Source organism: Microlunatus ginsengisoli (assembly GCF_039537205.1).
GTDB classification, from domain to species: Bacteria; Actinomycetota; Actinomycetes; order Propionibacteriales; family Propionibacteriaceae; genus Microlunatus; species Microlunatus ginsengisoli.
Map to the genome: position 1 here is coordinate 22,125 of NZ_BAABAB010000015.1, position 23,214 is coordinate 45,338.

General features: G+C 70.8%; 18 protein-coding genes and 1 pseudogene. 14 read left to right on the forward strand and 5 right to left on the reverse strand.

Features of this window, described 5'->3' with window-relative positions:
• Positions 1–549 precede the first annotated feature (549 nt).
• The 5 genes and pseudogenes from rpsL to ABD747_RS26700 all read left to right on the forward strand — a co-directional run.
• Entirely contained in the window at positions 550–921 is a 372-nt protein-coding gene (rpsL, locus tag ABD747_RS10680; protein ID WP_344804231.1) for a 30S ribosomal protein S12, read from the forward strand.
• The gene (gene rpsG, locus ABD747_RS10685) at positions 921–1,391 is read left to right on the forward strand and encodes a 30S ribosomal protein S7 (protein ID WP_344804233.1); all 471 of its coding nucleotides are present in this window, start codon (positions 921–923) and stop codon (positions 1,389–1,391) included. Before rpsL ends, rpsG begins: the two co-directional genes overlap by 1 nt.
• Positions 1,392–1,429: 38 nt before the next feature.
• On the forward strand, positions 1,430–3,529 hold the full coding sequence (fusA, locus tag ABD747_RS10690) for an elongation factor G (protein ID WP_344804235.1): 2,100 nt from the start codon (positions 1,430–1,432) through the stop codon (positions 3,527–3,529).
• Positions 3,530–3,676: 147 nt separating this feature from the next.
• Positions 3,677–4,870, forward strand: coding sequence for an elongation factor Tu (gene tuf, locus ABD747_RS10695; protein WP_344804237.1), 1,194 nt, complete (start codon positions 3,677–3,679; stop codon positions 4,868–4,870).
• Positions 4,871–5,821: 951 nt separating this feature from the next.
• Positions 5,822–5,929 (forward strand): annotated as a pseudogene (locus tag ABD747_RS26700) (type IV toxin-antitoxin system AbiEi family antitoxin domain-containing protein); the annotation flags it as partial.
• Between the two features lie 957 nt (positions 5,930–6,886).
• On the opposite strand, the gene treY reads toward ABD747_RS26700, so the two are convergent.
• From treY to ABD747_RS10715, 4 genes are read right to left on the reverse strand one after another with little or no spacing between them, the layout of a single operon-like run.
• On the reverse strand, positions 6,887–9,163 hold the full coding sequence (treY, locus tag ABD747_RS10700; protein ID WP_344804239.1) for a malto-oligosyltrehalose synthase: 2,277 nt from the start codon (positions 9,161–9,163) through the stop codon (positions 6,887–6,889).
• Positions 9,164–9,217: 54 nt separating this feature from the next.
• A complete protein-coding gene (locus ABD747_RS10705) occupies positions 9,218–10,600 on the reverse strand; it encodes a gamma-glutamyltransferase (protein WP_344804241.1) in 1,383 nt (460 codons plus the stop codon).
• A gap of 53 nt (positions 10,601–10,653) precedes the next feature.
• Entirely contained in the window at positions 10,654–11,328 is a 675-nt protein-coding gene (locus ABD747_RS10710; protein ID WP_344804243.1) for a response regulator transcription factor, read from the reverse strand.
• A complete protein-coding gene (locus ABD747_RS10715) occupies positions 11,318–12,544 on the reverse strand; it encodes a sensor histidine kinase (RefSeq protein WP_344804245.1) in 1,227 nt (408 codons plus the stop codon). Before ABD747_RS10715 ends, ABD747_RS10710 begins: the two co-directional genes overlap by 11 nt.
• A gap of 195 nt (positions 12,545–12,739) precedes the next feature.
• Between ABD747_RS10715 and ABD747_RS10720 the strand changes: the two genes are divergently transcribed.
• From ABD747_RS10720 to ABD747_RS10760, 9 genes are all read left to right on the forward strand, one after another.
• On the forward strand, positions 12,740–13,390 hold the full coding sequence (locus ABD747_RS10720) for a TMEM175 family protein (RefSeq protein ID WP_344804247.1): 651 nt from the start codon (positions 12,740–12,742) through the stop codon (positions 13,388–13,390).
• Complete coding sequence (locus tag ABD747_RS10725) at positions 13,387–14,238, forward strand: CPBP family intramembrane glutamic endopeptidase (protein ID WP_344804249.1); 852 nt, start codon at positions 13,387–13,389, stop codon at positions 14,236–14,238. The genes ABD747_RS10720 and ABD747_RS10725 overlap by 4 nt, the downstream gene beginning before the upstream one ends.
• 45 nt (positions 14,239–14,283) lie before the next feature.
• Positions 14,284–15,417, forward strand: coding sequence for an ABC transporter ATP-binding protein (locus ABD747_RS10730; protein ID WP_344804250.1), 1,134 nt, complete (start codon positions 14,284–14,286; stop codon positions 15,415–15,417).
• A complete protein-coding gene (locus ABD747_RS10735) occupies positions 15,414–16,229 on the forward strand; it encodes an ABC transporter permease (protein ID WP_344804251.1) in 816 nt (271 codons plus the stop codon). Before ABD747_RS10730 ends, ABD747_RS10735 begins: the two co-directional genes overlap by 4 nt.
• Positions 16,230–16,250: 21 nt before the next feature.
• Positions 16,251–17,459 (forward strand): sensor histidine kinase, encoded by a 1,209-nt coding sequence (locus tag ABD747_RS10740; protein ID WP_344804254.1) that lies wholly within the window; start codon positions 16,251–16,253, stop codon positions 17,457–17,459.
• The gene (locus ABD747_RS10745; protein WP_344804256.1) at positions 17,456–18,097 is read left to right on the forward strand and encodes a response regulator transcription factor; all 642 of its coding nucleotides are present in this window, start codon (positions 17,456–17,458) and stop codon (positions 18,095–18,097) included. The genes ABD747_RS10740 and ABD747_RS10745 overlap by 4 nt, the downstream gene beginning before the upstream one ends.
• Before the next feature lie 35 nt (positions 18,098–18,132).
• Positions 18,133–18,891, forward strand: a complete 759-nt coding sequence (locus tag ABD747_RS10750; RefSeq protein WP_344804258.1) for a CDP-alcohol phosphatidyltransferase family protein — start codon at positions 18,133–18,135, stop codon at positions 18,889–18,891.
• 36 nt (positions 18,892–18,927) lie between these two features.
• Complete coding sequence (locus ABD747_RS10755) at positions 18,928–20,082, forward strand: GTP-binding protein (RefSeq protein WP_344804260.1); 1,155 nt, start codon at positions 18,928–18,930, stop codon at positions 20,080–20,082.
• Between the two features lie 299 nt (positions 20,083–20,381).
• On the forward strand, positions 20,382–20,555 hold the full coding sequence (locus tag ABD747_RS10760) for a hypothetical protein (RefSeq protein ID WP_344804262.1): 174 nt from the start codon (positions 20,382–20,384) through the stop codon (positions 20,553–20,555).
• Between the two features lie 116 nt (positions 20,556–20,671).
• Here the strand turns inward: ABD747_RS10760 and ABD747_RS10765 are convergent, their stop codons facing one another.
• Positions 20,672–23,140, reverse strand: coding sequence for a GH32 C-terminal domain-containing protein (locus ABD747_RS10765; protein ID WP_344804264.1), 2,469 nt, complete (start codon positions 23,138–23,140; stop codon positions 20,672–20,674).
• Positions 23,141–23,214 lie beyond the last annotated feature (74 nt).

A 23,214-nucleotide genomic window follows, 5' to 3' on the forward strand; every position in this document is an offset into this window, starting at 1 on the left:
CACCTCTCGCTGCCGCTCCACACCTCTCGCTGCCGCTCCACACCTCTCGCTGCCGCTCCACACCTCGGGTGCGCGGTGTGAAGCGGGAGCCGGGGGTGTGAAGCGGGAGCTGGCGGTGTGAGGCGGCGACCGGCGTGAAGCGGGAGCCGGGGGTGTACGCCGGCCGGGGAGTGTGAAGCGGCTGCGCGCAGTGCCGGCCGCCGGCAAGCGGGACGGGGTGCAGCCGGACGACCGGCGTACGATCGGAGCGAAGCCGCCCCGATGGATCGAGCGTTCAGCCTGGTCAGCGCCCGATTCGGGGCATGCCGGCCGGCCCGCGGCGGGCCCGCGCACAACGCGCTTTGACCGGGCTTTGCGGAGCGGATAATCTAGATCCTTGTGTTCGGGCTTGCCCGACTCCTTGTGCGTGCCTCCGACTAGGTGCCAGCCCGGGTGACTCGGGCCAGTCCTCCTGTGCGGCTCGCGCTCGCACGGTGATCCTCCGCCTGGGGCCTCCAGTCGGCGGAACACGCCACCACACGATTGTCACGAAGGAAAGAGAACAACGCGGTGCCCACAATTCAGCAGTTGGTCCGAAAGGGCCGCGCGGACAAGGTGAGCAAGACCAAGACGCCTGCGCTCAAGGACTCCCCGCAGCGTCGTGGAGTCTGCACGCGGGTCTACACGACCACGCCCAAGAAGCCGAACTCCGCCCTGCGCAAGGTGGCACGCGTCCGCCTCTCGTCCTCCGTCGAGGTCACCGCGTACATCCCCGGCGTCGGCCACAACCTGCAGGAGCACTCGATGGTGCTCGTCCGCGGCGGTCGCGTGAAGGACCTGCCCGGTGTCCGTTACAAGATCATCCGCGGAACGCTCGACACCCAGGGTGTGAAGAACCGCAAGCAGGCGCGCTCCAAGTACGGCGCGAAGAAGGAGAAGTAATGCCGCGCAAGGGACCGGCGCCGAAGCGCCCGGTGATGGTCGACCCGGTGTACGGGTCGCCGGTGGTCAGCCAACTCGTCAGCAAGATCCTGCTGGACGGGAAGAAAACGGTCGCCCAGCACATTGTGTATACGGCGCTGGAGGGCACCCGGACCAAGACCGGCGTTGACCCCGTCCAGACCCTGAAGCGCGCGCTCGACAACGTCAAGCCGTCGCTGGAAGTGAAGAGCCGCCGCGTCGGTGGTGCGACCTACCAGGTCCCGGTCGAGGTGAAGCCGCCGCGGGCGAACACGCTGGCGCTGCGCTGGCTCGTCCACTTCGCCCGCGCTCGCCGCGAGAAGACGATGGCCGAGCGGCTGATGAACGAGATCCTCGATGCGTCGAACGGTCTGGGTGCCGCTGTGAAGCGTCGCGAGGACACCCACAAGATGGCTGAGGCCAACAAGGCCTTCGCCCACTACCGCTGGTGACGTCACCCGTCATCGCACGAGAGGTTTGAGGCCGCCAGATGGCTGTCGACATCATCACCGACCTGTCCAAGGTCCGCAATATCGGGATCATGGCCCACATCGACGCGGGCAAGACCACGACGACCGAGCGCATCCTCTTCTACACCGGTATCAACTACAAGATCGGTGAGGTCCACGAGGGCGCGGCCACCATGGACTGGATGGAGCAGGAGCAGGAGCGGGGGATCACCATCACCTCCGCGGCTACGACCTGCCACTGGAAGAACCACCAGATCAACATCATCGACACCCCGGGTCACGTCGACTTCACCGTCGAGGTGGAGCGTTCGCTCCGCGTCCTCGACGGCGCCGTTGCCGTCTTCGACGGTGTCGCGGGCGTCGAGCCGCAGTCCCAGACGGTGTGGCGCCAGGCCGATCGCTACAAGGTCCCGCGGATCTGCTTCGTCAACAAGCTGGACCGGACCGGTGCGAGCTTCGACTTCTGCGTCGGCACCATCCGCAGCCGGCTGAACGCGGTCGCCGCGGTCGTCCAGCTGCCGATCGGCGCCGAGGGTGACTTCATCGGCGTCGTCGACCTGATCCGGATGCGCGCGCTGACCTGGCGCGGCGAGACCACGATCGGTGAGGACTACACGGTCGAGGAGATCCCGGCCGACATGGTCGACGCCGCTCGGACCGCGCACCATGCGCTGATCGAGCAGGTCGCCGATTTCGACGAGGAGCTGATGGAGACCTACCTCCTCGATGAGGAGTCGGTCGACGCGACCATGCTCGAGCGGGCCGTCCGGGCCGGTGTGCTGCAGTCGAAGATCACCGCCGTGCTGTGCGGCAGCGCGTTCAAGAACAAGGGCGTGCAGCCGCTGCTCGACGCCGTGATCGCCTACCTGCCGTCTCCGCTGGACGTGCCGGCCATCAACGGCTTCAAGCCGGGCGACGAGTCGGTCGTGATCGAGCGGCACCCGTCCGACAGCGACCCGTTCTCGGCGCTGGCGTTCAAGATCGCCGCCGACCCGCACCTGGGCCGGCTGACCTACATCCGGCTCTACTCGGGCAAGCTCGAGGCGGGCTCGACCGTGCTCAACTCGACCAAGACTCGGCGCGAGCGGATCGGCAAGATCTACCAGATGCACGCCAACAAGCGGCAGGAGATCTCCTCGGTCGGCGCCGGTCAGATCGTGGCCGTGATGGGTCTGAAGGACACCACCACCGGCGAGACGCTGTCCGACATGTCGCAGCCGGTGCAGCTGGAGTCGATGGACTTCCCGGCGCCGGTGATCGAGCAGGCCATCGAGCCGAAGACGAAGTCCGACCAGGAGAAGCTCTCCATGGCCATCCAGCGGCTGGCCGAGGAGGACCCGACCTTCCGGGTGCACACCGACGAGGAGACCGGGCAGACCATCATCGCCGGCATGGGCGAGCTGCACCTGGAGGTGCTGATCGACCGGATGAAGCGCGAGTTCCGGGTCGAGGCCAACATCGGCAAGCCGCAGGTGGCCTACCGCGAGACGTTGCGTCGCCCGGTGGAGAAGGTGGAATACACCCACAAGAAGCAGTCGGGTGGTTCGGGTCAGTACGGCCGGGTCATCATCAGCCTGGAGCCGCTGGAGCCGGGCTCGGGCTACGAGTTCGTCAACGCCGTCACCGGTGGCCGGATCCCGAAGGAATACATCCCGGCCGTCGACGAGGGCATCCAGGACGCCATGCAGTTCGGTGTGCTGGCCGGATACCCGGTCGAGGACATCAAGGTGACCCTGACCGACGGCGCCTACCACGACGTGGACTCCTCCGAGCTCGCGTTCAAGATCGCCGGTTCGATGGTCTTCAAGGAGGCCGCCCGCCGCGCCGACCCGGCTCTGCTGGAGCCGGTGATGGCAGTCGAGGTGACCACCCCGGAGGACTATCTGGGCACCGTGATCGGTGACCTGAACGCCCGCCGCGGCCAGGTCCAGGCGATGAACGACCTGCACGGCAACAAGGTGATCGAGGCCCTGGTGCCGCTGTCGGAGATGTTCGGCTACGTCGGCGACCTGCGGTCGAAGACCTCCGGCCAGGCGTCGTACTCGATGGAGTTCCACTCCTACGCCGAGACGCCGAAGAACGTCAGCGACGAGATCATCCAGAAGGCCCGGGGCGAGTAGCCCCGGGTCCCACCCGGCCGGGGACCAGATCCGGGCCCCATCCGGATTGACGGACGTACAGGCGTCCGTAAACTGTCTCCCGACCAAAACCGAATCACCAAGAAGCAACGCCCCGCGATCGCGTGGCAACCATCAGAAGGAGCCTCAGTGGCCAAGGCCAAGTTCGAGCGGACCAAGCCGCACGTCAACATCGGCACCATCGGGCACATCGACCACGGCAAGACCACGTTGACCGCGGCGATCACCAAGGTGCTGCACGACAAGTACCCGACGCTGAACGCCGTCTCCGCGTTCGACCAGATCGACAAGGCGCCCGAAGAGCGTCAGCGCGGCATCACCATCTCGATCGCGCACGTCGAGTACCAGACCGAGAATCGGCACTACGCCCACGTCGACTGCCCGGGCCACGCCGACTACATCAAGAACATGATCACCGGCGCGGCCCAGATGGACGGCGCGATCCTCGTGGTCGCCGCCACCGACGGCCCGATGCCGCAGACCAAGGAGCACGTGCTGCTGGCCCGTCAGGTCGGCGTGCCCTCGATCGTGGTCGCTCTGAACAAGTGCGACATGGTCGACGACGAGGAGATCCTGGAGCTGGTCGAGCTCGAGGTCCGCGAGCTGCTGAGCGAGTACGAGTTCGACGGCGACGAGACCCCGGTCGTCCGGGTCGCTGCCTTCCCGGCGCTGAACGGCGACGAGAAGTGGGGCGAGTCGATCCTCGAGCTGATGAGCGCGGTCGACGACTTCATCCCGCAGCCGGTCCGCGAGATCGACAAGCCGTTCCTGATGCCGGTCGAGGACGTCTTCACGATCACCGGTCGTGGCACCGTCATCACCGGCCGGATCGAGCGTGGTGTGGTCAAGGTCAACGAGACCGTCGACATCATCGGCATCCGTCCGACCAAGCAGACCACCACCGTCACCGGTGTGGAGATGTTCCGCAAGCTGCTCGACGAGGGCCAGGCGGGCGAGAACGTCGGTCTGCTGCTCCGCGGCACCAAGCGCGAGGACGTCGAGCGCGGCATGGTCGTCATCAAGCCGGGTACCACCACCCCGCACACCGACTTCCAGGCTCGCGTCTACATCCTGAGCAAGGAGGAGGGCGGCCGTCACACGCCGTTCTTCAACAACTACCGGCCGCAGTTCTACTTCCGCACCACCGACGTGACCGGTGTGGTGAACCTGCCGGAGGGCACCGACATGGTGATGCCCGGTGACAACACCGACATGACCGTGCAGCTCATCCAGCCGATCGCCATGGAGGAGGAGCTGAAGTTCGCCATCCGCGAGGGTGGCCGGACCGTCGGCGCCGGCCGGGTCACGAAGATCATCAAGTGACCCCAGCCGCTTCGTAGGCATCCCAAGGGCCCCGGACTCACCCCGAGTCCGGGGCCCTTCTGCGTCCCCTCGCGCCTTCCGCTCGCCCGGGCCCTGCGCCCTGCGCCCGCATCTCGAGGGCTCCCGCGCCCGCCACGTCCTTCCTCCGCTCGTCGTGTGGCCGCCCGAGTCGTTCTTCGCTCGCTTTGCCCCCAGTTCGCGCGTGGAGCTTGACGCGCGAAGTGGGTGGAAACCGCGCGAAGACGAGTTGGAGGCTCGAGTCGGACGGCTACAGGGGAGTGGTGATGGGCTTCCGGCGACTCCCGTCTCTCAGGCGACCGATCCAGTCGTCGCGTGCCCGTCTCCACGCACCGCGCCCCCATCCCGGCGCCGCGCCCCCGATCCGGGGCGCCGTGCCACAGTCTCGGCGTGCCGCCTCCTCGATCCGGGGTGTCGTGCCACCGTCTCGGCGTGCCGCCTCCTCGATCCGGGGTGTCGTGCCACCGTCTCGGCGTGCCGCCTCCTCGATCCGGGGTGTCGTGCCACCGTCCCGGCGCCGCCTCGTCGATCCTGGCGCCGCGCCTGATCCCAGCGCTGCGTCCCTGCGCGCGCCCGATCCCGGGCGTCTCGGGCGCCGCGTCCCCGACCCCGGGCGCCGCGTTACCAATCCCGGCGCCCGGCCCCCCATTCCCGCCTTACCCCCGCCGGTCGACCCCGGAGTGCCAGCTTCGCTCGCTTTCCACCCACTTCGCTCGTCGAGCTTCACGCGCGAAGTGGGTCGAAACCGCGCGAAGACGGTGGCTGCGGGAGTCACGGAGGGCGGAGAGGATCGAGGTCGCGCCCGCCTCCTGCGGGCCGTCTCGGGCGTGATCGAGAACGATGGTTGTCCACAGGACCGGGCGGGTTCGAAGCGTCATCCACAGATTCCGCCGCAGGCGGCACGAACCGCCCCGAGGTCCGCAGTGTGCAGGCATGACTGAGTTCCTGCTGACCCGGCAACTCGCCGAACGCGGCCTGTCGACGTACGACCTGGAGCGACTGCTCCGCACGAACCGGCTCGAGCGGGTCCGGCGCGGTGCGTACGCCTTGCCGATGGTCTCCGACGCCGAGTTCGAGACTCGCCACCGTCGTCTCGTGCTCGCGACCGTCCCGCAGCTCGAACCGGGCGCGGTGGTCAGCCACGGATCGGCCGCTGTGCTGCACGGGCTCCCGATCCGGCCGGAGCGGCTTCGTCGGGTACACGTCACCCGGCCGCGATCGGGCGGGGGCCAACGACGAAGCGTCGTGCATGTCCACGTGGCGCCGTTCGCCTCCGTCCAGCTCGCGATCGTCGACGGCGTGCCGGTCACCTCGCTGGCCCGGACGGTTCTCGACCTGGGTCGCTCGCTGCCTATGCACGAAGCGGTGGCGATCGGCGACCACGCGCTCCGGTCCGGGCTCGACCCCGCCGAACTCGCGATCGGGCTGGAGGGGATGAGGTCGTGGCCGGGGGTGCGCGCCGCCCGGCGATCGTGCGACTTCCTCGACCCGCGCAGCGAGAGCCCGGCGGAGTCGACGAGCCGGGTGCGCTTCTTCGAGCAGGGCATTCCGACGCCCGACCTGCAGTACGAGGTGTTCGACGAACGCGGCGCGCTGCTCGCTCGGAGCGACTTCTGCTGGGAAGAACGGCGCACGCTCGGTGAGTTCGACGGCAAGGTGAAGTACGGCCGGCTGCTGCGTCCGGGCCAGTCCAGCGAGGACGTCGTCTTCGCCGAGAAGCTCCGGGAGGACGCACTGCGCGACCGCGGCTGGCAAGTGGTTCGGTGGACCTGGAGCGAACTGGACCACCCCGAGGCGATCTGCGATCGGCTACGTCGGGCGTTCGATCGGTCCGCTCGGCTGGTCGGCGTCGTCGCCCCGATCACTGCGCCCGCCGGCCGGACCCAGCTTCGCGCGCTTTCGACCGAGTTCGCGCGTGAAGCTAGTCGCGCGAAGTGGGTCGAAAGCGAGCGAAGTTGTGGTGGGGGCGGGGGTGGCCGAGCTGGAGTCCGGGCTGGCTCAGCGGGTGAGCAGGGCCACGGGGTACGTCCCGAGCAGGTCGGCGAGCGGGATCGGTCCGGTCCAGCGCCGGCCGGTGAGCCGGTCGGTCCAGTCACCGTCGACGTCCAGCACGGTGCCGGCCCAGCCGCCGGCGGCGGCGAGCCGGACCGGGAGCCGGGTGGCGACGGCGACCAAGTCGCCGCGGTCGTACGCCACCAGGTGGTCGGCCGCCGGACCGGACGCGCTCACCGGGGTGTAGCCGCGGAACAGCTCGGGCTCGTCCCGGCGCAGCCGCAGTACGGTGCTCGTCACCCGCAGCTTCGCTTCGCCGACCGCGTCCAGCGCCAGGTCCGGTCCCTTGCCCCCCTCACCCGGAACGCCACCCAGCACGCCGGCCAGCAGCTCGGCCCGAGCGGCGTAGTCGACCGGCCGCCGGTTGTCCGGGTCGACCAGCGAGTCCTCCCACAGCTCGGTGCCCTGATAGACGTCCGGCACCCCTGGCATGGTCAGCTGGACCAGCTTCTGGCCGAGCGCGTTGGACCGGCCCGGCTGCTCGAGCTGTGCGTCCAGGGCGGCCCACGCCGCGCTCAGCGCCCGGTTATCGTAGGCCCGGTCGATCGCGGCGTGCACCAGGTCCTCGAAGCCGGCGTTCACCGCCGTCCAGCGCGTCTCCTGCGCCGCCTCCCGCATCGCCTTCTCCGCGTACGCGTGCAGCCGCTCCCGGTCGACCGGCCCCACGCCGGCCAGGGTCTGCGCCAGGAAGTACGCGAACGGCCGGTTCGGGACCTCGCTCGCGGCGAGGAACGCGCTCGCGAAGCCGGCCCACGCCTGCGGCAGCTCGGCCAGCACCGCCAGCCGGGCGCGTACGTCCTCCCCGCGCTTGGTGTCGTGCGTGGACAGCCCGGTCATCGTCTCCGGCCAGTCGGCGGCCCGCGCCTGCTGCAGGGCATGGAACTCCGCCACGCCGACGCCGAACTCGCCCGGGTCGCCGCCGACCTCGTTCAACCCGACGAAGCGGGCGTACCGGTAGAAGGCGGTGTCCTCGACCCCCTTGGCCATCGTCGCGCCGCTGAGCTGCTGCATCCGGCGGGCCAGCTCGTCGGCCGGATCGTGCAACCGAGCCGACAGCGCCTCGAGCGCGGGCCGGACGCCGGGACGCCGCTCGCCGGCCAGCCGGAGAGCCGCGTCCAGCCGATCCGCGCCGCCCGGCAGATAGGACCGGTAGACCGCGAACGCCACCGCCAGCTCCGCGATCGCCGGAGCCGCCTCGGGGACCTCGGGCGCCAGCGCGGCCAGCCGGCGTACCTCGGCCACCAGCAGCCGCTCGACTACCATCCGCTTGCCGATCTCGATGTGCTGGGCGATCGTCAGCGTGTCCGCGGTCAGGCCCTGATACAGGGCGGTGAACTCGGTCTCGGCGGCACCGTCGACGAAGAGGCCACACGCCTCGCGCATGGCGTCGTAGCCGGTCGTTCCGCCGACCGGCCAGGCCGGCAGCGCCTCGCCCGGTTCGAGGATCTTCTCGACCGTGATCCAGGCGCCGGGCGCGTCGGCCGCCAACCGGTCCAGGTAGCCGCCCGGGTCGACCAGGCCGTCGGGATGGTCGACCCGCAGCCCGGCGAGCCCGTCACCCGCCCAGCTCAGCGGCAGGGCGTGGGTGGCCGCGTAGACCGAGGGATCCTCGACCCGCACGCCCGCCAGGCTGGTGACCGCGAAGAACCGCCGGTAGTTCAGCTCGCTGTCGCCGCGCGACCAGTGCACCAGCTCGTAGTGCTGGCGGGCATGCACCTGGTCGACCGGATCGCCGGCCGACCAGCTGCCCGGCGCCAGCGGGAACCGGTTGTCGTAGTAGCGGAGCTCACCATCGGTGATCCGCAGTTCGGGATCGTCGCCCAGCACCGGCAGCAGGATCCGCGGGCGGGTCCAGTCGATGTCGAACCAGTGCGCATACCCAGAGTCCTGGCCCAGCCGCAGGACGTCCCACCACGCCGGGTTCTCGTGCGGGATCTCGATCCCGAGATGGTTCGGCACGATGTCGACCACCACGCCCAGCCCGTGCTCCTCGGCCGCCGCGCGGAGCGCCTCGAAGCCGCGCTCGCCGCCCCGCCCGGCGTCGATCCGGGTCACGTCGGTGGTGTCGTAGCCGTGGGTCGAGCCGGTCGTCGCCTGGAGCACGGGGGACAGGTAGACCGCACCGACCCCGAGCCGGGCGAGATAGGGCACGATCGCGGCGGCGTCGGTCAGGGTGAAGTCGTCGGTGATCTGCAACCGGTACGTCGAGGTCGGGACGGGCACGCTGTCGACCGTATCCGAGCCGCAGACGCGGAAACACGGCGGCGCAGCCAACGCCTACACCACGATGACCGTGCCGCCCCGCCGGACGTCCGCCCCGCCACCGAGGGTGCTGATCGCCGAGACACCGCCGAAGTACGGCGCCAGCGTGTCGGCGATCGCCACCTCGTCACCCTGCTGCCGGAGCGCGCCGACAACGGCCTCGGAAAAGCCCGGCTCGAGCCGGACCAGGCCGGGCACCGCATTCAGCCGGGGCGCGTCGATCGCCTGCTGCGGCGGCAGGCCGCCGACCATGCCGAGCAGGCACTGGATCAGCGCGGGCCGGATCCGGCTGCCACCGGCCGCGCCGGCGACGATCACCGGCTCGCCGTCGGCGAACACCAGCAGCGGCGACATCATCGAGCCCATCCGCTGGCCGGGGACGAGCTCGCCGCGGATCAGCTCGCCCTCGCCGAGCATGGAGTTGAGGTGGACGCCGTAGCCCGGCACCCAGACCCCGGATCCCAGGCCGAGCGTGGTGGTGATCGCGCAGGCGTTGCCGTCGGCATCGACCGCAACGCAGTTCGTCGTCTCGGCCCGGCGGTCCGGGGCGCGCAGGGCGGTGACCAGCGAGCGGGCGAGGTCGGGATCGGAGCGGACGTCGGTGCCCCCGGACCGGACCTCAGCGAGCGTGCCCAGCAGGTCGTCCAGATCGTCGCCGCGGGCCGCCACCTGAGTGCCGCGCCAGGAAACCACCCGGGGCTCGGACTCGACCACCTCGTAGGTCTCCAAGTCGGCCAGGTCCAGGGCGCCGCCGTCGGCCACCGCCTCGACCATCGCGTGGGCGAACGCGCCGTGGTAGAAGGCGTCCGGGTCTTGGGCCAGCAGCCGGTAGGCCAGGTGCTGGTCCTCGTGCACGAGTACGTCCCCGGCCTGCAGGAACGCGCCGTCGGGGCGGCGATAGACCCAGTCCCCGTCGCCGACGTGCATCGCCTGGGAGACCAGCGGCAGCAGGTCGGCATGAGCCTGGGAGAACGGCGTGCCGTACGACGCCGCCAGGCCCGGCGCGACCACGTCCGCCCAGGCCAGCCGTCCCCAGCGTTCCCAGATGCGCTTGGCCCCGGCCGGGACGCCCGGGACCGCGACCGTCGACGGGCCGATGTCGTACGGCACCTGCTGGCCGACGAAGATCACCTCGATCGGCACCCCGTCGCCGCGCGCCCGGCCGGTCGTACCGGGGATCTGGACGAAGAAGTTCAGGCAGGTTGCCTGCCGGCTGGCGGCGTCGTAGTAGATCGCGAAACCGCCGCCGCTCAGGCCGGTGAAGATCGTCTCCGCCGCGCAGCTGACCAGCATCATGGCGACCGCCGCGTCGGCGGCGGACCCGCCCGCGTGCAGGATCTCCGCACCCGCTCGGGCGGTCGTCGGGTGACCGGCGGCCACGCCGGGAAGCATGCTCATCAGGCCCTACCCTATGGCGCGGCGGGCCCGTCCTCGACCGCCGCCACGCTCGCTCAGCTCACCACGCCGTGCCGGAAGGCGTACACCACGAGCTGGGCGCGATCGCGCGCGCCGGTCTTCGCCAGCAGATGACCGACGTGGGTCTTCACCGTGGCATCGCCGACGAACAGCTCGGCCGCGATCTCGGCGTTGGAGCGACCCTCGGCGACGAGGCGGAGGACGTCGCTCTCGCGGGCGGTCAGCGCGATCGGCGCCGCGCCTGGCGGGCCGGCGAGCGGCTCCGGCGTCGCCACGAATCGTTCCAGCAGCCGTCGTTGCACGCTCGGATCGAGGTGGGCGTCGCCGGCCACCACGGATCTGATCGCGCTCTCGATCTCCTCGGCCGATGCGTCCTTGGTCAGATAGCCGCGGGCACCCGCGCGGAGCGCGTCGTGCACCCAGCGATCGTCGTCGTAGGTGGTGAGCGCGACCACCCGCACCCCGGCGACGGTGGCGGTGATCTCTCCCGTCGCGACCACGCCGTCGGTGTTGGGCATGTTGAGGTCCATCAGCACCACGGACGGACGGAGCGTCGCCGCTTGCCGAACCGCATCCGCGCCGTCCAGCGCGGTGCCGACCACGCGCAGACCCGGCATCAGCCCGACGAGCACGGCGAGGCCGTCGCGGACGATCTTCTGGTCGTCCGCGATCAGCACGGTGATCTCGCTCGGGGCGGCGTCAGTGGTCATCGTCGTGCACCGGATCCGATCTGGACGCCATCCTCGCCGACACGGAGAACCCGTCGGCGACGGGACCGGCCTCGAAGGTGCCACCGAGCGCGGTGACGCGTTCGCCGAGCCCGGTGAGGCCGTACGATCCGGCGCCGGACCCTCGGCGAGCCTCCGAAGCACCGGACGGGTCGTGATTGACGACCTCCACCCGGATCCCGTCCGCGTCCCAGCTCAGGGTGACCTGGACCGACGAGCTGCGCGGGGCGTGCTTGCGGACGTTGCTGAGCGACTCCTGCACGATGCGATACACCGCCAGCGATGCGTGCACGTCGAGCGTGCCGGCCGGGCCCACCTGCTCCAGCGCGGCCGGGATCCCCGCGTCCTGCCGGAACTGGGCAACGAGACCGGGTACGTCGTCGATGCCCGCCGTCGGTTCGCCGCGGAGCGCGGCGATCGCCCGCTTGCCCTCCGCCACGCCGTTGCGCGCGTAGCGGCTGGCCACGTCGATCTGCTCTCGCACGCGCGTGTCGGTGTCGGTTCGCTCGGCCAGCAACCGGGCCGCCTCCAGGTGCAGGGACAGCCCGGACAACGTGTGAGCGAGCACGTCGTGCAGCTCACGGGCCAACCGGGTCCGCTCGGTGAGCACCGCCTCGCGTTCGAGCGCCGCGGCGATCGAGCGCTGTTGCTCGAGAAGGAGCTGGGCTCGTTCGCGCGCACCCCGGTTGGCGGACGCGAATGCCGCCGCGGCCGCCATGAACGCCAGCCCCAGCCCGATGTTCAGCACCGCCGTCCAGGGCGTCTCGCTGGCGCGTGCCTCGGCGTAGGCGAGAGCGAGGAAAACGGCAACGGCGGCCAGCGCTGCCGATCTGATCGGGAGCAGCAGGCTCAGGCCGGCGACGGCCATGAATCCGGCGACGAAACCCGGACCACGTGGCTGGAGCAGGTCCAGGACCGCACCGAGCACCCCGAACATGATCAGGGCGGTGGTCCGCAGAGCCCGGCGCGACTCGGACAGGAAGAGGGCGCCGCACCAGAGCGCCGTCGCGGCGGCGAGCAGCGCGACCAGCAGCGGCGTGACGCCGGCCGGCGAGGTCGAGCCGATCAGCAGGCAGGCCACCGACAGGCCCGCCCAGACGAGCAGCGCGGCCCGACGGATGATCACTCGCGACCGGTCGTCGCGTGGCCATGGCTCGGCCAGCTCGGCCGGCTCGGCCTCGGTTCCGGGCAGGCTCATGGCCCAACCCTAGGCATGTCCTTCCTGCCCAGGCATCCTCCTTGCTGCGGATCGAGGGGGCGAGCCTCCACCCGTGGGTGGAGGCCGCCCGGCGGCTCGCCCCGACTCCGGGCGGATGCCGCCCCGCCGCCGACGCGCCAGGCTCGTGTCGCAGGTTCCTCGATCACCCCCGCATCTCCAGAAAGGCTCCGGCCCATGACCGGCACTCGATCCCGCTTCTTGACGCTGATCGCCAGCGGTTCGTCGACCGAGCGGATAGCGTTCTTCAGCGACGCGGTCTTCGCCATCGCGATGACCCTGCTCGTGCTCGAGCTGCACGTGCCGGAGGTCGAGGGCGACGGGCTGGGCACGGCGCTGATCGCGTTGGTCCCCAGCTACCTGGCGTTCTTGCTCAGCTTCGCGGTACTCGGCACCGCGTGGCTGGCACACCACCGCAAGCTCGCGGTGATCGAGCGATTCGACCCGATGCTGCCGAGGCTGAACCTGCTCGTCTTGCTGATGGTGGCGTCGCTGCCGCTCCCGACGGCGCTGATCGCTCGGTCCGGCGACGACCCGCTCGCCGTTTCGGTGTACGCCGCCGCGATCGCGGCGCTCGGTGGATCCCTGGTGCTGCTGTGGTGCTGGGCCTGGAGCCGGGGTCTGACCTCACCGGCGGTCTCGAGAGAGCTTTTCCGCTATGTGCTCGTGCAGTCCACGGTGGTGCCGGTGGTGTTCGCGGTCTCGATCCCTATCGCCGTGCTCGGCAGCAGCCTGGCCGCGGAGCTGTTCTGGCTGGTCGCGCTGCCGGCGACGGTGCTGGTCAGCCGGGTGTCGACCGCCCCGCACGCCACGGAGCAGCCGGCATGAGGCACCTGGTCGTGATCGCCCGGGTGGTCGGGGTGGAGATCGTCTTCGTGCTCGGGGTCGGACTCGTCTTCGGCGCGTTCTGGCTGGCCGGTCTGGCCGGCGGCCTGTACGACGACTACCTGGTCCGAGCCGCCGGTGATCTCGCGGTGGCGGCCGTCGTATCGGCACTGGTGCTGATCTACGCCGATCGGATCGGTGGCGTGGCCATCGACGAGTTCCGCTTCGGGTTCTGCCGTCGTGACGCCGCGTTCAGTGCCGGCATGGTCGTGCTGATCCTCGCGGCCGGCGCGGGGTACGTCGCCGCTCTCTCCGCGGCCGGAATCCGCTCCGTCACCGTCACCGCTCCGGCGCTCCCGGTGCTGCTGGTCGGGATCGTCGGCGCGCTCGGCGTGATCCACGAGGAGATCACCAGTCGCGGCTACGTGCTCAGGCTGCTGCTGGACCGGTACGGCGTCGGATTCGCGCTGATCGGCTCGTCGGTGCTGTTCAGCCTCAGCCACGTCGTCTTCAAGGGTGTCGACTTCATGCTGGTCGGGCATGTCTTCGCGGGGCTCGTGCTCGGCTGCGCCTACCTGGCCTCGCGCACCCTGCTGGTGCCGATCGTGCTGCACGCCGCCCACAACCTGATGGCCGACCTGTTCTTGCAGGGCAACGACTCGGGTGTCTCGCTCGACATCGCCGTCTATCACTTCGCGCCGTCGTGGGGGTGGAACTGGCGCCTGCCGTTCGACCTGGCGCTCAGCCTGGTCCAGCTCGTCGCGATCTGGGCCTGGTACCGCGCCCGCACCCCGGCGTCGACGCCGGACGAGATCGCCGCACCCCTGACATCTGTCACCCCGCATCCGTGACCGCGGGCCGAGCGAGTGACCGGGCCCAGCACCCACACTCGACGTATGACCGCCTTCGACCTCGTGCCGCCCCGGGCCGCCCGCGCCTCCGACCGCGCTCCCGCCGGCGTCCGCGGTGCCACCGCCGCGGCCCCCGTTCGGCCGGCCGTGCGGCTGCGCGGCCTGACCAAGACGTACGGCCGGGTCCGGGCCGTGCGCGGCGTCGACCTGAGCATCGGCAGCGGCGAGATCGTGGCCGTCCTCGGGCCGAACGGCGCCGGCAAGTCCACGGTCAACGAGATGATCCTCGGCCTGGTGTCGCCGGACGCGGGCTCGGCCGAGGTGTTCGGTCTGGCGCCGCAGGCGGCGGTCCGCGCCGGCCGGGTCGGCGCCATGCTCCAGGCGGGTGCGCTGCTGTCGGACGCCCGGGTGATCGACGTGATCCGGCTGATGCGCGGCCTGCACGCGCACCCGCTGCCCGTCGACGACGTGATCGCGCGGGCCGATCTCGGGGACTTCCTGAAGACCAAGACCGACAAGCTGTCCGGCGGCCAGGCGCAGCGGCTGCGGTATGCGCTCGCCCTGCTGCCGGATCCGGAGCTGCTGATCCTGGACGAGCCGACCGTCGGCATGGACGTTGAGGTACGGCGTGCGTTCTGGCGGTCGATGCGCGACTTCACCGCGGCCGGCCGGACCGTGCTGTTCGCCACCCACTATCTCGAGGAGGCCGATCAGGTCGCCGAGCGGATCGTGGTGCTGGCGCAGGGCCGGATCGTCGCCGACGGCACCGGTGCCGAGATCCGGTCCCGGGTCGCCGGTCGGACGATCAGCCTGGCCGAGGACTCGATTGGTGGGGGAGGACCGAACCCGACGGAGCTGGCCGGGTTGCCCGGAGTCGCCGGGGTGGAACGGATCGGCGCCAGGCTCCAGCTGCACAGCACCGACTCCGACCACACCCTGCGGGCGCTGCTGGCCGCCTTCCCCGCGGCGCGGGACATCGAGGTCGCCTCGGCCAAGCTCGAAGACGCCTTCCTCTCCCTCACCTCGGCCCAGAACATCGATCACCACAACGATGATCACCACAACGATGATCACCACAACGATGATCACCACAACGATGATCACCACAACGATGATCACCACAACGTCGATCACGAGAGCGATGATCACGACGCAGCTGATCGCGAGGAGTACCGATGACCACCGCTACCGTGCCCAGCACCTCCTCGACCGCGGCCCCGGCCGCGCGGCGCCGCGGCGTCGCCGCGTCCGCGGTGCACTACGCGAGCCACACCGCGCTGCTGACGATCAAGAACTTCAGCTTCGTGATCTTCACCGTGATCATGCCGGTGTCGCTGTATCTGGTCTTCTCCTCGCTCTACGGCAACCAGCCCGACGACCCGACCGGGATCGCGAGCAAGATGATCATGGTGTCGATGGCGGCCTACGGCAGTCTCGGCGCGGCGATGAGCGGCGGCGCGCAGCTGGCGGTCGAGCGCCGCTCCGGCTGGTTCCGGCAGCTGATGATCACCACGCTGCCCGGCCGGGTGTTCCTGTGGTCCCGGGCGGCGGTGATCATGATGCTGGTGCTGCCAGCGCTGGCTCTGGTCTTCGCCGCCGGGGCCCTGCTCGGCGGGGTGCAGGCGAGCGCCGGCCAGTGGCTCGGCTCGCTCGGCCTGCTTTGGCTCGGGCTGATCCCGATGACCGCGCTGGGCATCGTGATCGGGTTGTGGGTCAAGACCGAGGCGGTCCAGGGTGTGAACACCCTGCTGCTGCTCGGGCTGTCCCTGCTCGGCGGGCTGTGGTTCCCGGCCGAGCTGATGCCGAGCGGGATGCAGGTGGTCGCGCACGCGCTGCCGACGTACTGGCTGGCCGAGCTGGGCCGCTATCCGTTCCTGCCGGGCGAGACCTTCCCCTGGGCCGGGGTCGGGGTGCTGCTCGCCTGGTCGGTCGGGCTGACGGTGCTGGGTGCGCTGGGCTATCGTCGAGCTGCGGCCACCAGCAAGCGCTGAGCCGGCCGCAGGACACCGATCATGCCGCGCAGACCCTTCCTCAACGGACTGTTCCGCCCGGCGCCGTTCGAGGAGTGCGACGACCCGCACGCGGCGCCGAGCGCCTATCGCGGACCCGCGGCCGCCCCACCGTGGACCTGGCGCCGGGCGAAGCAGAACCTGGTCTGGGTCTATTTCTTCGGTCTGATCTTCCTCGCCCTGAGCCTGCCGGGCATCGCCGACGGGGTGTCTGCCGCGACCGTGGTCGGCCGGGTCGTCTTCCTCGCCCTGATCTTCGTCTGCTACCCGCTGACCACCCTGATGGCCGACACCTCGCTGTTCACCAGGTGGTCCTACGTGGTCGGCTTCGCCGCGCTGACCGTGGTCAGTGCGGTCGCCTGGGGCTGGCAGTTCGTGAACTGGGGGGTGTACGTCGCCATCGTCATCGCGGCCCTCGTCCCCTGGCGCCAGTCGCGGTTCGCGATCGTCGCCTGGGGCGCGCTGATGGTGGCCACCTGGCTGGTCAGCCGCGACGTCGGCGCGCTGTTCATCGCCGTGCTGTCGATGGGCATCGGGCTGGCGATGGGAGGCGGGATCGAGGGCGGCCGGATCACCTACCAGCTCGAACGCAGCCGGCAACGCGTCTCCACCCTGTCGGTTGCCGCCGAGCGGGAGCGGATCGGACGCGATCTGCACGACATCCTCGGCCACTCGCTGACCGCGATCTCGATCAAGTCCGGGCTGGCCGCGCGACTGGTCGACGCCGACCCCGCGGCCGCCCGGGTCCAGATCGCGGAGGTCGAGACGATCGCCCGGCAGGCCCTGGCCGACGTCCGCGCCACGGCGTCGGGGCTGACCGAGGTCCGGCTGGCCACCGAACTGGCCAGCGCCCGCTCGGTGCTGCTCGCAGCCGGCGTCGAGGCGCAGGTGCCGACCGCCGTGCCGCCGCTGTCGGACGAGGTGAGCGAGCTGTTCGGCTATGTCGTGCGGGAGGCGGTCACCAACGTGGTCCGGCACGCCGAGGCCGGCCTGTGCACCATCTCGGTGGGCCCGACCGAGGTCCGGATCGCCGACGACGGCACCGGCCGGGCCGGCTCCCGGGGGAGCCGTGGCAACGGGCTGCGAGGGCTGTCCGAACGCGTCACTGCCGCCGGCGGGCTGCTCGAGGTCGACTCCCGGCCGGGCGCCGGCACCGTCATCGTCGCGCGGCTGTCGAGCGCCGGCAGGCCCGCCGCGGAGCCCGTCCGGTGAACCCGGCGGAGGACGTACCGATCCGGGTGATCATCGCCGACGACCAGGCCATCATCCGGGAGGCGCTGGCCGCGCTGATCCGGCTGGAGCCCGACATCGACGTGGTGGCACTCGCCGGTGGCTCCGGCGATGCGGTCGCGCTGGCCGCGGAGCACGAGCCGGACGTGATCTTGATGGACGTGCAGATGCCCGGCGACGGGATGGTCAAGGACGGGATCGAGGCGACCGCCCGGATCGTAGCGGCGCGGCCGGCGATCCGGGTCATCATCCTCACCACGTTCGGTCGTCCGGGCTACCTGCGCCGGGCGATGGAGGCCGGCGCGGTCGGTTTCATGGTCAAGGACTCGCCGGCCGATCGGCTGGTCGACGGGATCCGCCGGGTGCACGCCGGGCTCCGGGTGGTCGACCCGACGCTGGCCGCCGACAGCCTGAGCATCGGGGCGTCGCCGCTGACCGATCGCGAGACCGAGGTGCTGGCGGCGGCCGCGCGCGGCGGCTCGACGGCCGCGATCGCCGCCGCTGTCTTTCTCTCCGAGGGGACCGGGCGCAATCATCTCTCCGCCGCGATGGGCAAGCTCGGCGCAGGCTCGCGGGCCGAGGCCGTCCGGATCGCCACGGACAACGGCTGGCTCGGCTGATCGTCGCCGGTCCGGCGATCTGATATGACGCTTCGGTGACCAGGACGCGCGATCCCGGACCCAGCCGGCACGACGTGCCGTGGGCCCCCCTCGCGATGGCCCTCGGTGTCATGCTGATCGGCGTGGGCGCGCTGGTCATGTCCGGGCTCGCCACGATCGGCGCGCTGGCGCCGGCGCTGGCGGTCGGCGGGTTCGGTCTGATCATGGTCGCCGTCCGGCGCCGGTCGGCCCGGCTGGGCTGGGCGAACGGAGTCACCCTGGCCCGGCTGGTGGGGACGTCGTGGATCGCCGCGCTGACCTGCACCTGGCTCGTCGTCGGCGTCGACGGCGCCGGGGTCGTCGCGCTGGTCGCGATCGCGGCCTGCTGCCTGGCCCTGGACGGGGTGGACGGGAAGGTGGCCAGGGCCAGGGGAGAGGCGAGCGCGTTCGGCGCGCGGTTCGACCTGGAGACCGATGCCGCGATGATCATGATCCTCTGCGTCGCCGTGGTCGCCCAGGGCAGCGTCGGCTGGTGGGTGCTCGCGATCGGGCTGGCCCGGTACGGCTACTGGCTGTGCTCGCTGCGGATCGCTGCACTGAACCTGCCGGTCGCGCCGAGCCTGCTGCGCAAGGTGGTCGCGGTGAGCCAGAGCGTCGCGCTGCTGCTCTGCCTGGCTCTGGGCGCCTCCGGGATCGGTCCGAGTTGGCTGCCGTCGCTGCTCGCCGCGCTCGCCCTGGCCGGTCTGGCGTGGTCGTTCGTCAGCGTCACCGTGTTCCAGCTGCGCGCGAGCGGTCGGGGCTCGGTCTACCCCTAATGAAAATGATTGTCACTATCGGCTAGTGTGCGCGTCGTGAATCGAGAGAACCGCGACGACCCGGCCACCGTGCCGGTCCTGATCGTGACCGCCTGCGACCACATCTCCCGCGAGACCGCGACGGCGGGCCTGGCCGTGGACCTGCCGCACGCGGTCTGGGTCGACTATGCGCCGTCGGGCGACGGGTGCGTCCGCCGCCGGGTCGGGGGTTGGCGGGAGTCGGCGTACGACGCGGTCTACGACGACCTGATCGCGCTGGACCACGACTGCGTGAGCTGCACGGTGCGCGAAGACCTGGTGGCCACGGTCGATCAGCTGAGTCGTGCGGGACGGTGGACCGGCGTCATCGTGCTGCCGCCGGTCGCCGCCGCCGCGGCACCGCTGGCCCATCAGCTGCATCACGGCCTGCGCGACGGGCGGTTGACGGGCGTGCGGATCGCCGGCGTGATCGGCGTGGTCGACCGCGGCCGGGTGGCGGAGGACCTGCTCGGCGACGACCTGCTGGCCGAGCGCGGCCTGGCTCTGGGTCGGCTCGACCGCCGAGCGGTCGGCGAGGCGCTGTCGGCACAGCTGGAGTTCGCCGACGTCGTGGTCGGCATCGGCGACCCGGACCCGATCGGGGAGTCGCTGCTGCGCCGGGTGCTGCCGCCGTCGACCGATCTGTGGCTGGGCTGGGCCGAGCGGGCCGGCGCTCGGCTGATCGCTCGGCGTCACGATCACGACCTGGCCTGCGACCGGATCGACCCGCTGCGGCTCTGGCCCGTTCACGTCGACCGGCCAGGGGAGGCCGGGCCAGCTGCGGACGGGCCGGGCGAGGACCGGCCAGCGCGGCGACCCGACGTCTGGACGATCGAGCTGAGCAGCAGCCGGCCGCTGCATCCCGGACGGTTGCGGGACCGGATCGATGCCCTGGGCAGCGGCCGGATCCGGGCCCGGGGGCATTTCTGGCTGGCTTCGCGGCCGGACGTGGCGTGCGCCTGGGACGCGTCCGGCGGGCAGCTCAGCATCGGCACCATCGGCGGCTGGGCCGGAGAGCAGCCCGGGACGCGGCTGGTGATCACCGGGATCGATCCGGCGGACCGCCGCCGGATCGTGGCGGCCTTCGAGGGCGTACCGATCACCCGGGCGGAGGAGATCGACGTGCTCGGCTGGACCGGCGGAACGGACGGGTTCGAGCCCTGGCTGGGGTGAGCACCGGCCAGGGCCGCGGACCGGAACAAATCCGTTGCGCCGCCTCAGCGCAGTTCCCTACCGTGGAGAGGCGACCACGGAGGTCGTGACGGACCCGGGACCACGAGAGGAGGCTCCGATGTCACGCATCGTTACGGCGGTCGGGACCGCCCTCGCCCGATTCGATTCGGTACCCGCCGTCCGGCTCATCGGCTGAGCCGGCGCGCCCTGCACCCGCGCGGCCACTGCCGCGCGCGATGGGTGGCCGATGGCCGTCCATCCCGTCACGATTCATCCGCCTTTGTCCAGAGGAAACCATCATGTACGTCGACTTCGCCGTCTACGGCGCCTTTCGCGGCGCCGAGCAGGAGGCCGTCGAGGAGCGTGCCGAGCAGACTGCCCGGATGTTCCAGGCCTTCCGCCAGTGGGGCCGGCGGTTCCGGGCCCGCCGTCGCCGCTACCGCCGCCGCGACGCCTACACCACCGCCGCCTGATCCGCACGGGAACGGACGCCGCCACCCGATCCGACCACGCTCGCCGGACCCTCGCCGGGTCGCGACGAGCAGGTCGGTGGGGGTGGCGGCGTCCGTTCCCGACGAAGCTCCGAGCGTCAGCCGGTGATCGATCCGCCGAGCGTACGCACGGTGAGGCCGTCCAGTCGCGCGGTGCCACCGTCGGCGAACAGCGCCACGCCCGTGCTGGTCGGATCCGGATAGACCAGGTCGGAGATGCTGACCGTGCCGTCGGCGCTGAACACCTCCACCGAGGAGGAGTCGACGGCGATCGTCAGTCCCAGCTCACCGCGGTGGAGCGGCAGCTCGGCCCGGTGCACGGCGGGAAACAGCGGGCTGAAGTCCGAGCGGCCGGCCTGGGTGCGATCGACGTACAACTCCTCGGTGGTCGTGTCGTAGCCGATCCGGACCCGCTGGCCGCCGCCGACCCGTACGTCCAGACCGAAGTCGGTGGCCGTTCCCTTGTGCAGCGTGGTTTCGATCAGTAGTGACCGGCCCGAGACGGGCATCCGGTGCGTACCCGCGGTGATCGTGGTCGCCCGGACTCGGGTGGTCGCCTTCACCAGGGACGAGAGCGACACGGGCGTGGAGATCAGGGTCGGCCGGCCGTCGACGGTGCGCAGGCTGAGTCGACGGGGGATGGACTGCTGCCCGCGCCAGGTGCCGGTCGGGGTGGAGTTGGCGTAGTCCCAGTTGCCCATCCAACCGATCATCGTGCGCTGGTCCTGCGGCAGGTCGTTGAAGGTGACCGCGGCGTAGAAGTCGTTGCCGTGGTCGATCCAGCGGACCCGCTGGGCCGAGCTCAGCGCCGGCTGATCGGCGGCCACGAAGTAGTCCGCGATCAGGTGTCCCCAGTCGGCGAGCGCCGTGTCGACCAGCTGGATCCGCGCCTGCTTGCCCTGGAGATCGGTGAGATTCCAGGACGCCCAGTCGAGCCCGGGCCCGTTGTTCCCGGTGCTGGAACGAACCACCTTGCCGTCCACGATCAGGTTCGCCGTCGTCTCCAGGCTCCAGGGCGCGGCCGCGACGTCGGCGAAGACGATGTTGTCGACCATCAGATGACCCCAGTCGGCGGTGCGCTGGTCGACGACCTCGATATGCGCCGTCCGGCCCTTCAGCGCGCTGGTGTCCCAGGCGACCCAGTCGAGGCTGCCGGAGTTCTTGCCCGTCGCGGTGGCCACGACCTCACCGTCGACGACCAGGTTGACCGCGGTCGGGTCGGTACCCGACATCGGGTGGTTGCCGCCGCCGACGAGCAGGTCGATGTAGTTCGTGTCGATGGTGAAGTCTGGGGAGCTGATCGTGCCGACCGCGGGATCGCAGGTCTTCACGCAGGTGTCCAGCACCTTGCTGCCGAGCTGACCCGGCAGCGTGGAACTGGCCGGACCTTCGCCGACGAAATCACCCGTCGCCGTCCAGCCGTCGCCGTACGTCGAGCCCTCGAAGTCGGCGAAGGTCGTGCCGGGCGGGGGCCCGTCCGAACCGCCGTCGACGTGGGGGTGGTTGCCGCCGCCGATCAGGAAGTTCAGGTACGGCTTGGACACGGTGAACGTCGGCGAGGTCAGCGTGCCGGTTGCGGAGTCGCTGCCGCCGAAGCTGTCGACCACCTTCTCGCCGTGCCGGCCGGTGACGTCCGGACCGTCGGCCACCGGGCCGGAGCCGAACGCGGTGCCGGTGGTCGTCCAGTCGCCGTAGTCGGCGCCCTCGAAGTCGTTCAGGACGGTCCCGGCGGGCGCGGCGTAGTCGGCGTCGGGGGAGGAGAAGGTCGTGCCGTCGAACGTCCCGACGAAGTACTGGGTCTTGCCGGACACGCTCACCGAGAGCACCCAGCGCTGCTGCGTGGACCTGCCGTCGAGGGCGAGCGGGAACAGGTCGGGACACTCCCAGACCGCGCTGGCCGCACCGGCGGGTCCGAAGTCGCTCTCGTGCTTCCAGGTCTTCAGGTCGGCCGACGAGTAGATCGAGACCTTCTTCTCCGCGGCCAGGGCCACCACCATCCGCCAGCCGCCGTGTGCGGTGTCCCAGAACACCTTGGGATCGCGGAAGTCGTGCGAGCCGATGTCGATCACCGGATTGCCCGCGTACTTGGTCCAGGTGAAGCCGTCGTCGCGGCTGTAGGCGAGGGACTGGCGCTGGATGCCGGTGGCCTTGTCGTAGCTGGTGTAGATCGCCACCATGGCCGGCTTGCGCTTGGTCCCGAACCCGCTGCTGTTGGTCTTGTCGTAGACGACGCTGCCCGACCACACGTCCTCGTTCGCGTCGGTCGAGATCGCCAGCGGCTGGCGCTTCCAGTGCACCAGGTCGGTCGAGGTGGCGTGCCCCCACGAGCCGTTCCCGGCGGTCGTTCCGGACGGGTTGTACTGGTAGTACAGGTGATAGACCCCGTCGCGATAGATCAGCCCGTTCGGGTCGTTCATGAAGTTCTTCGCGGCGGTGTAGTGGTACGCGGGCCGGTACGGATCGCCGGCCGCTGCGGCCGTGCGCTGGCCAACGGGCAGCAGGATCAGCGACAGCAGGGCAACGGCGACCGCAAGCGATCGCGCTCGGAACAGACTTCTTCTCACCATGGGTTGGGACCTCCTCGTCCTCGGGCGCGCCGGGAGCTGGCAACGTTGTCGGGGCCGCACCGAGCGGAGCTCGC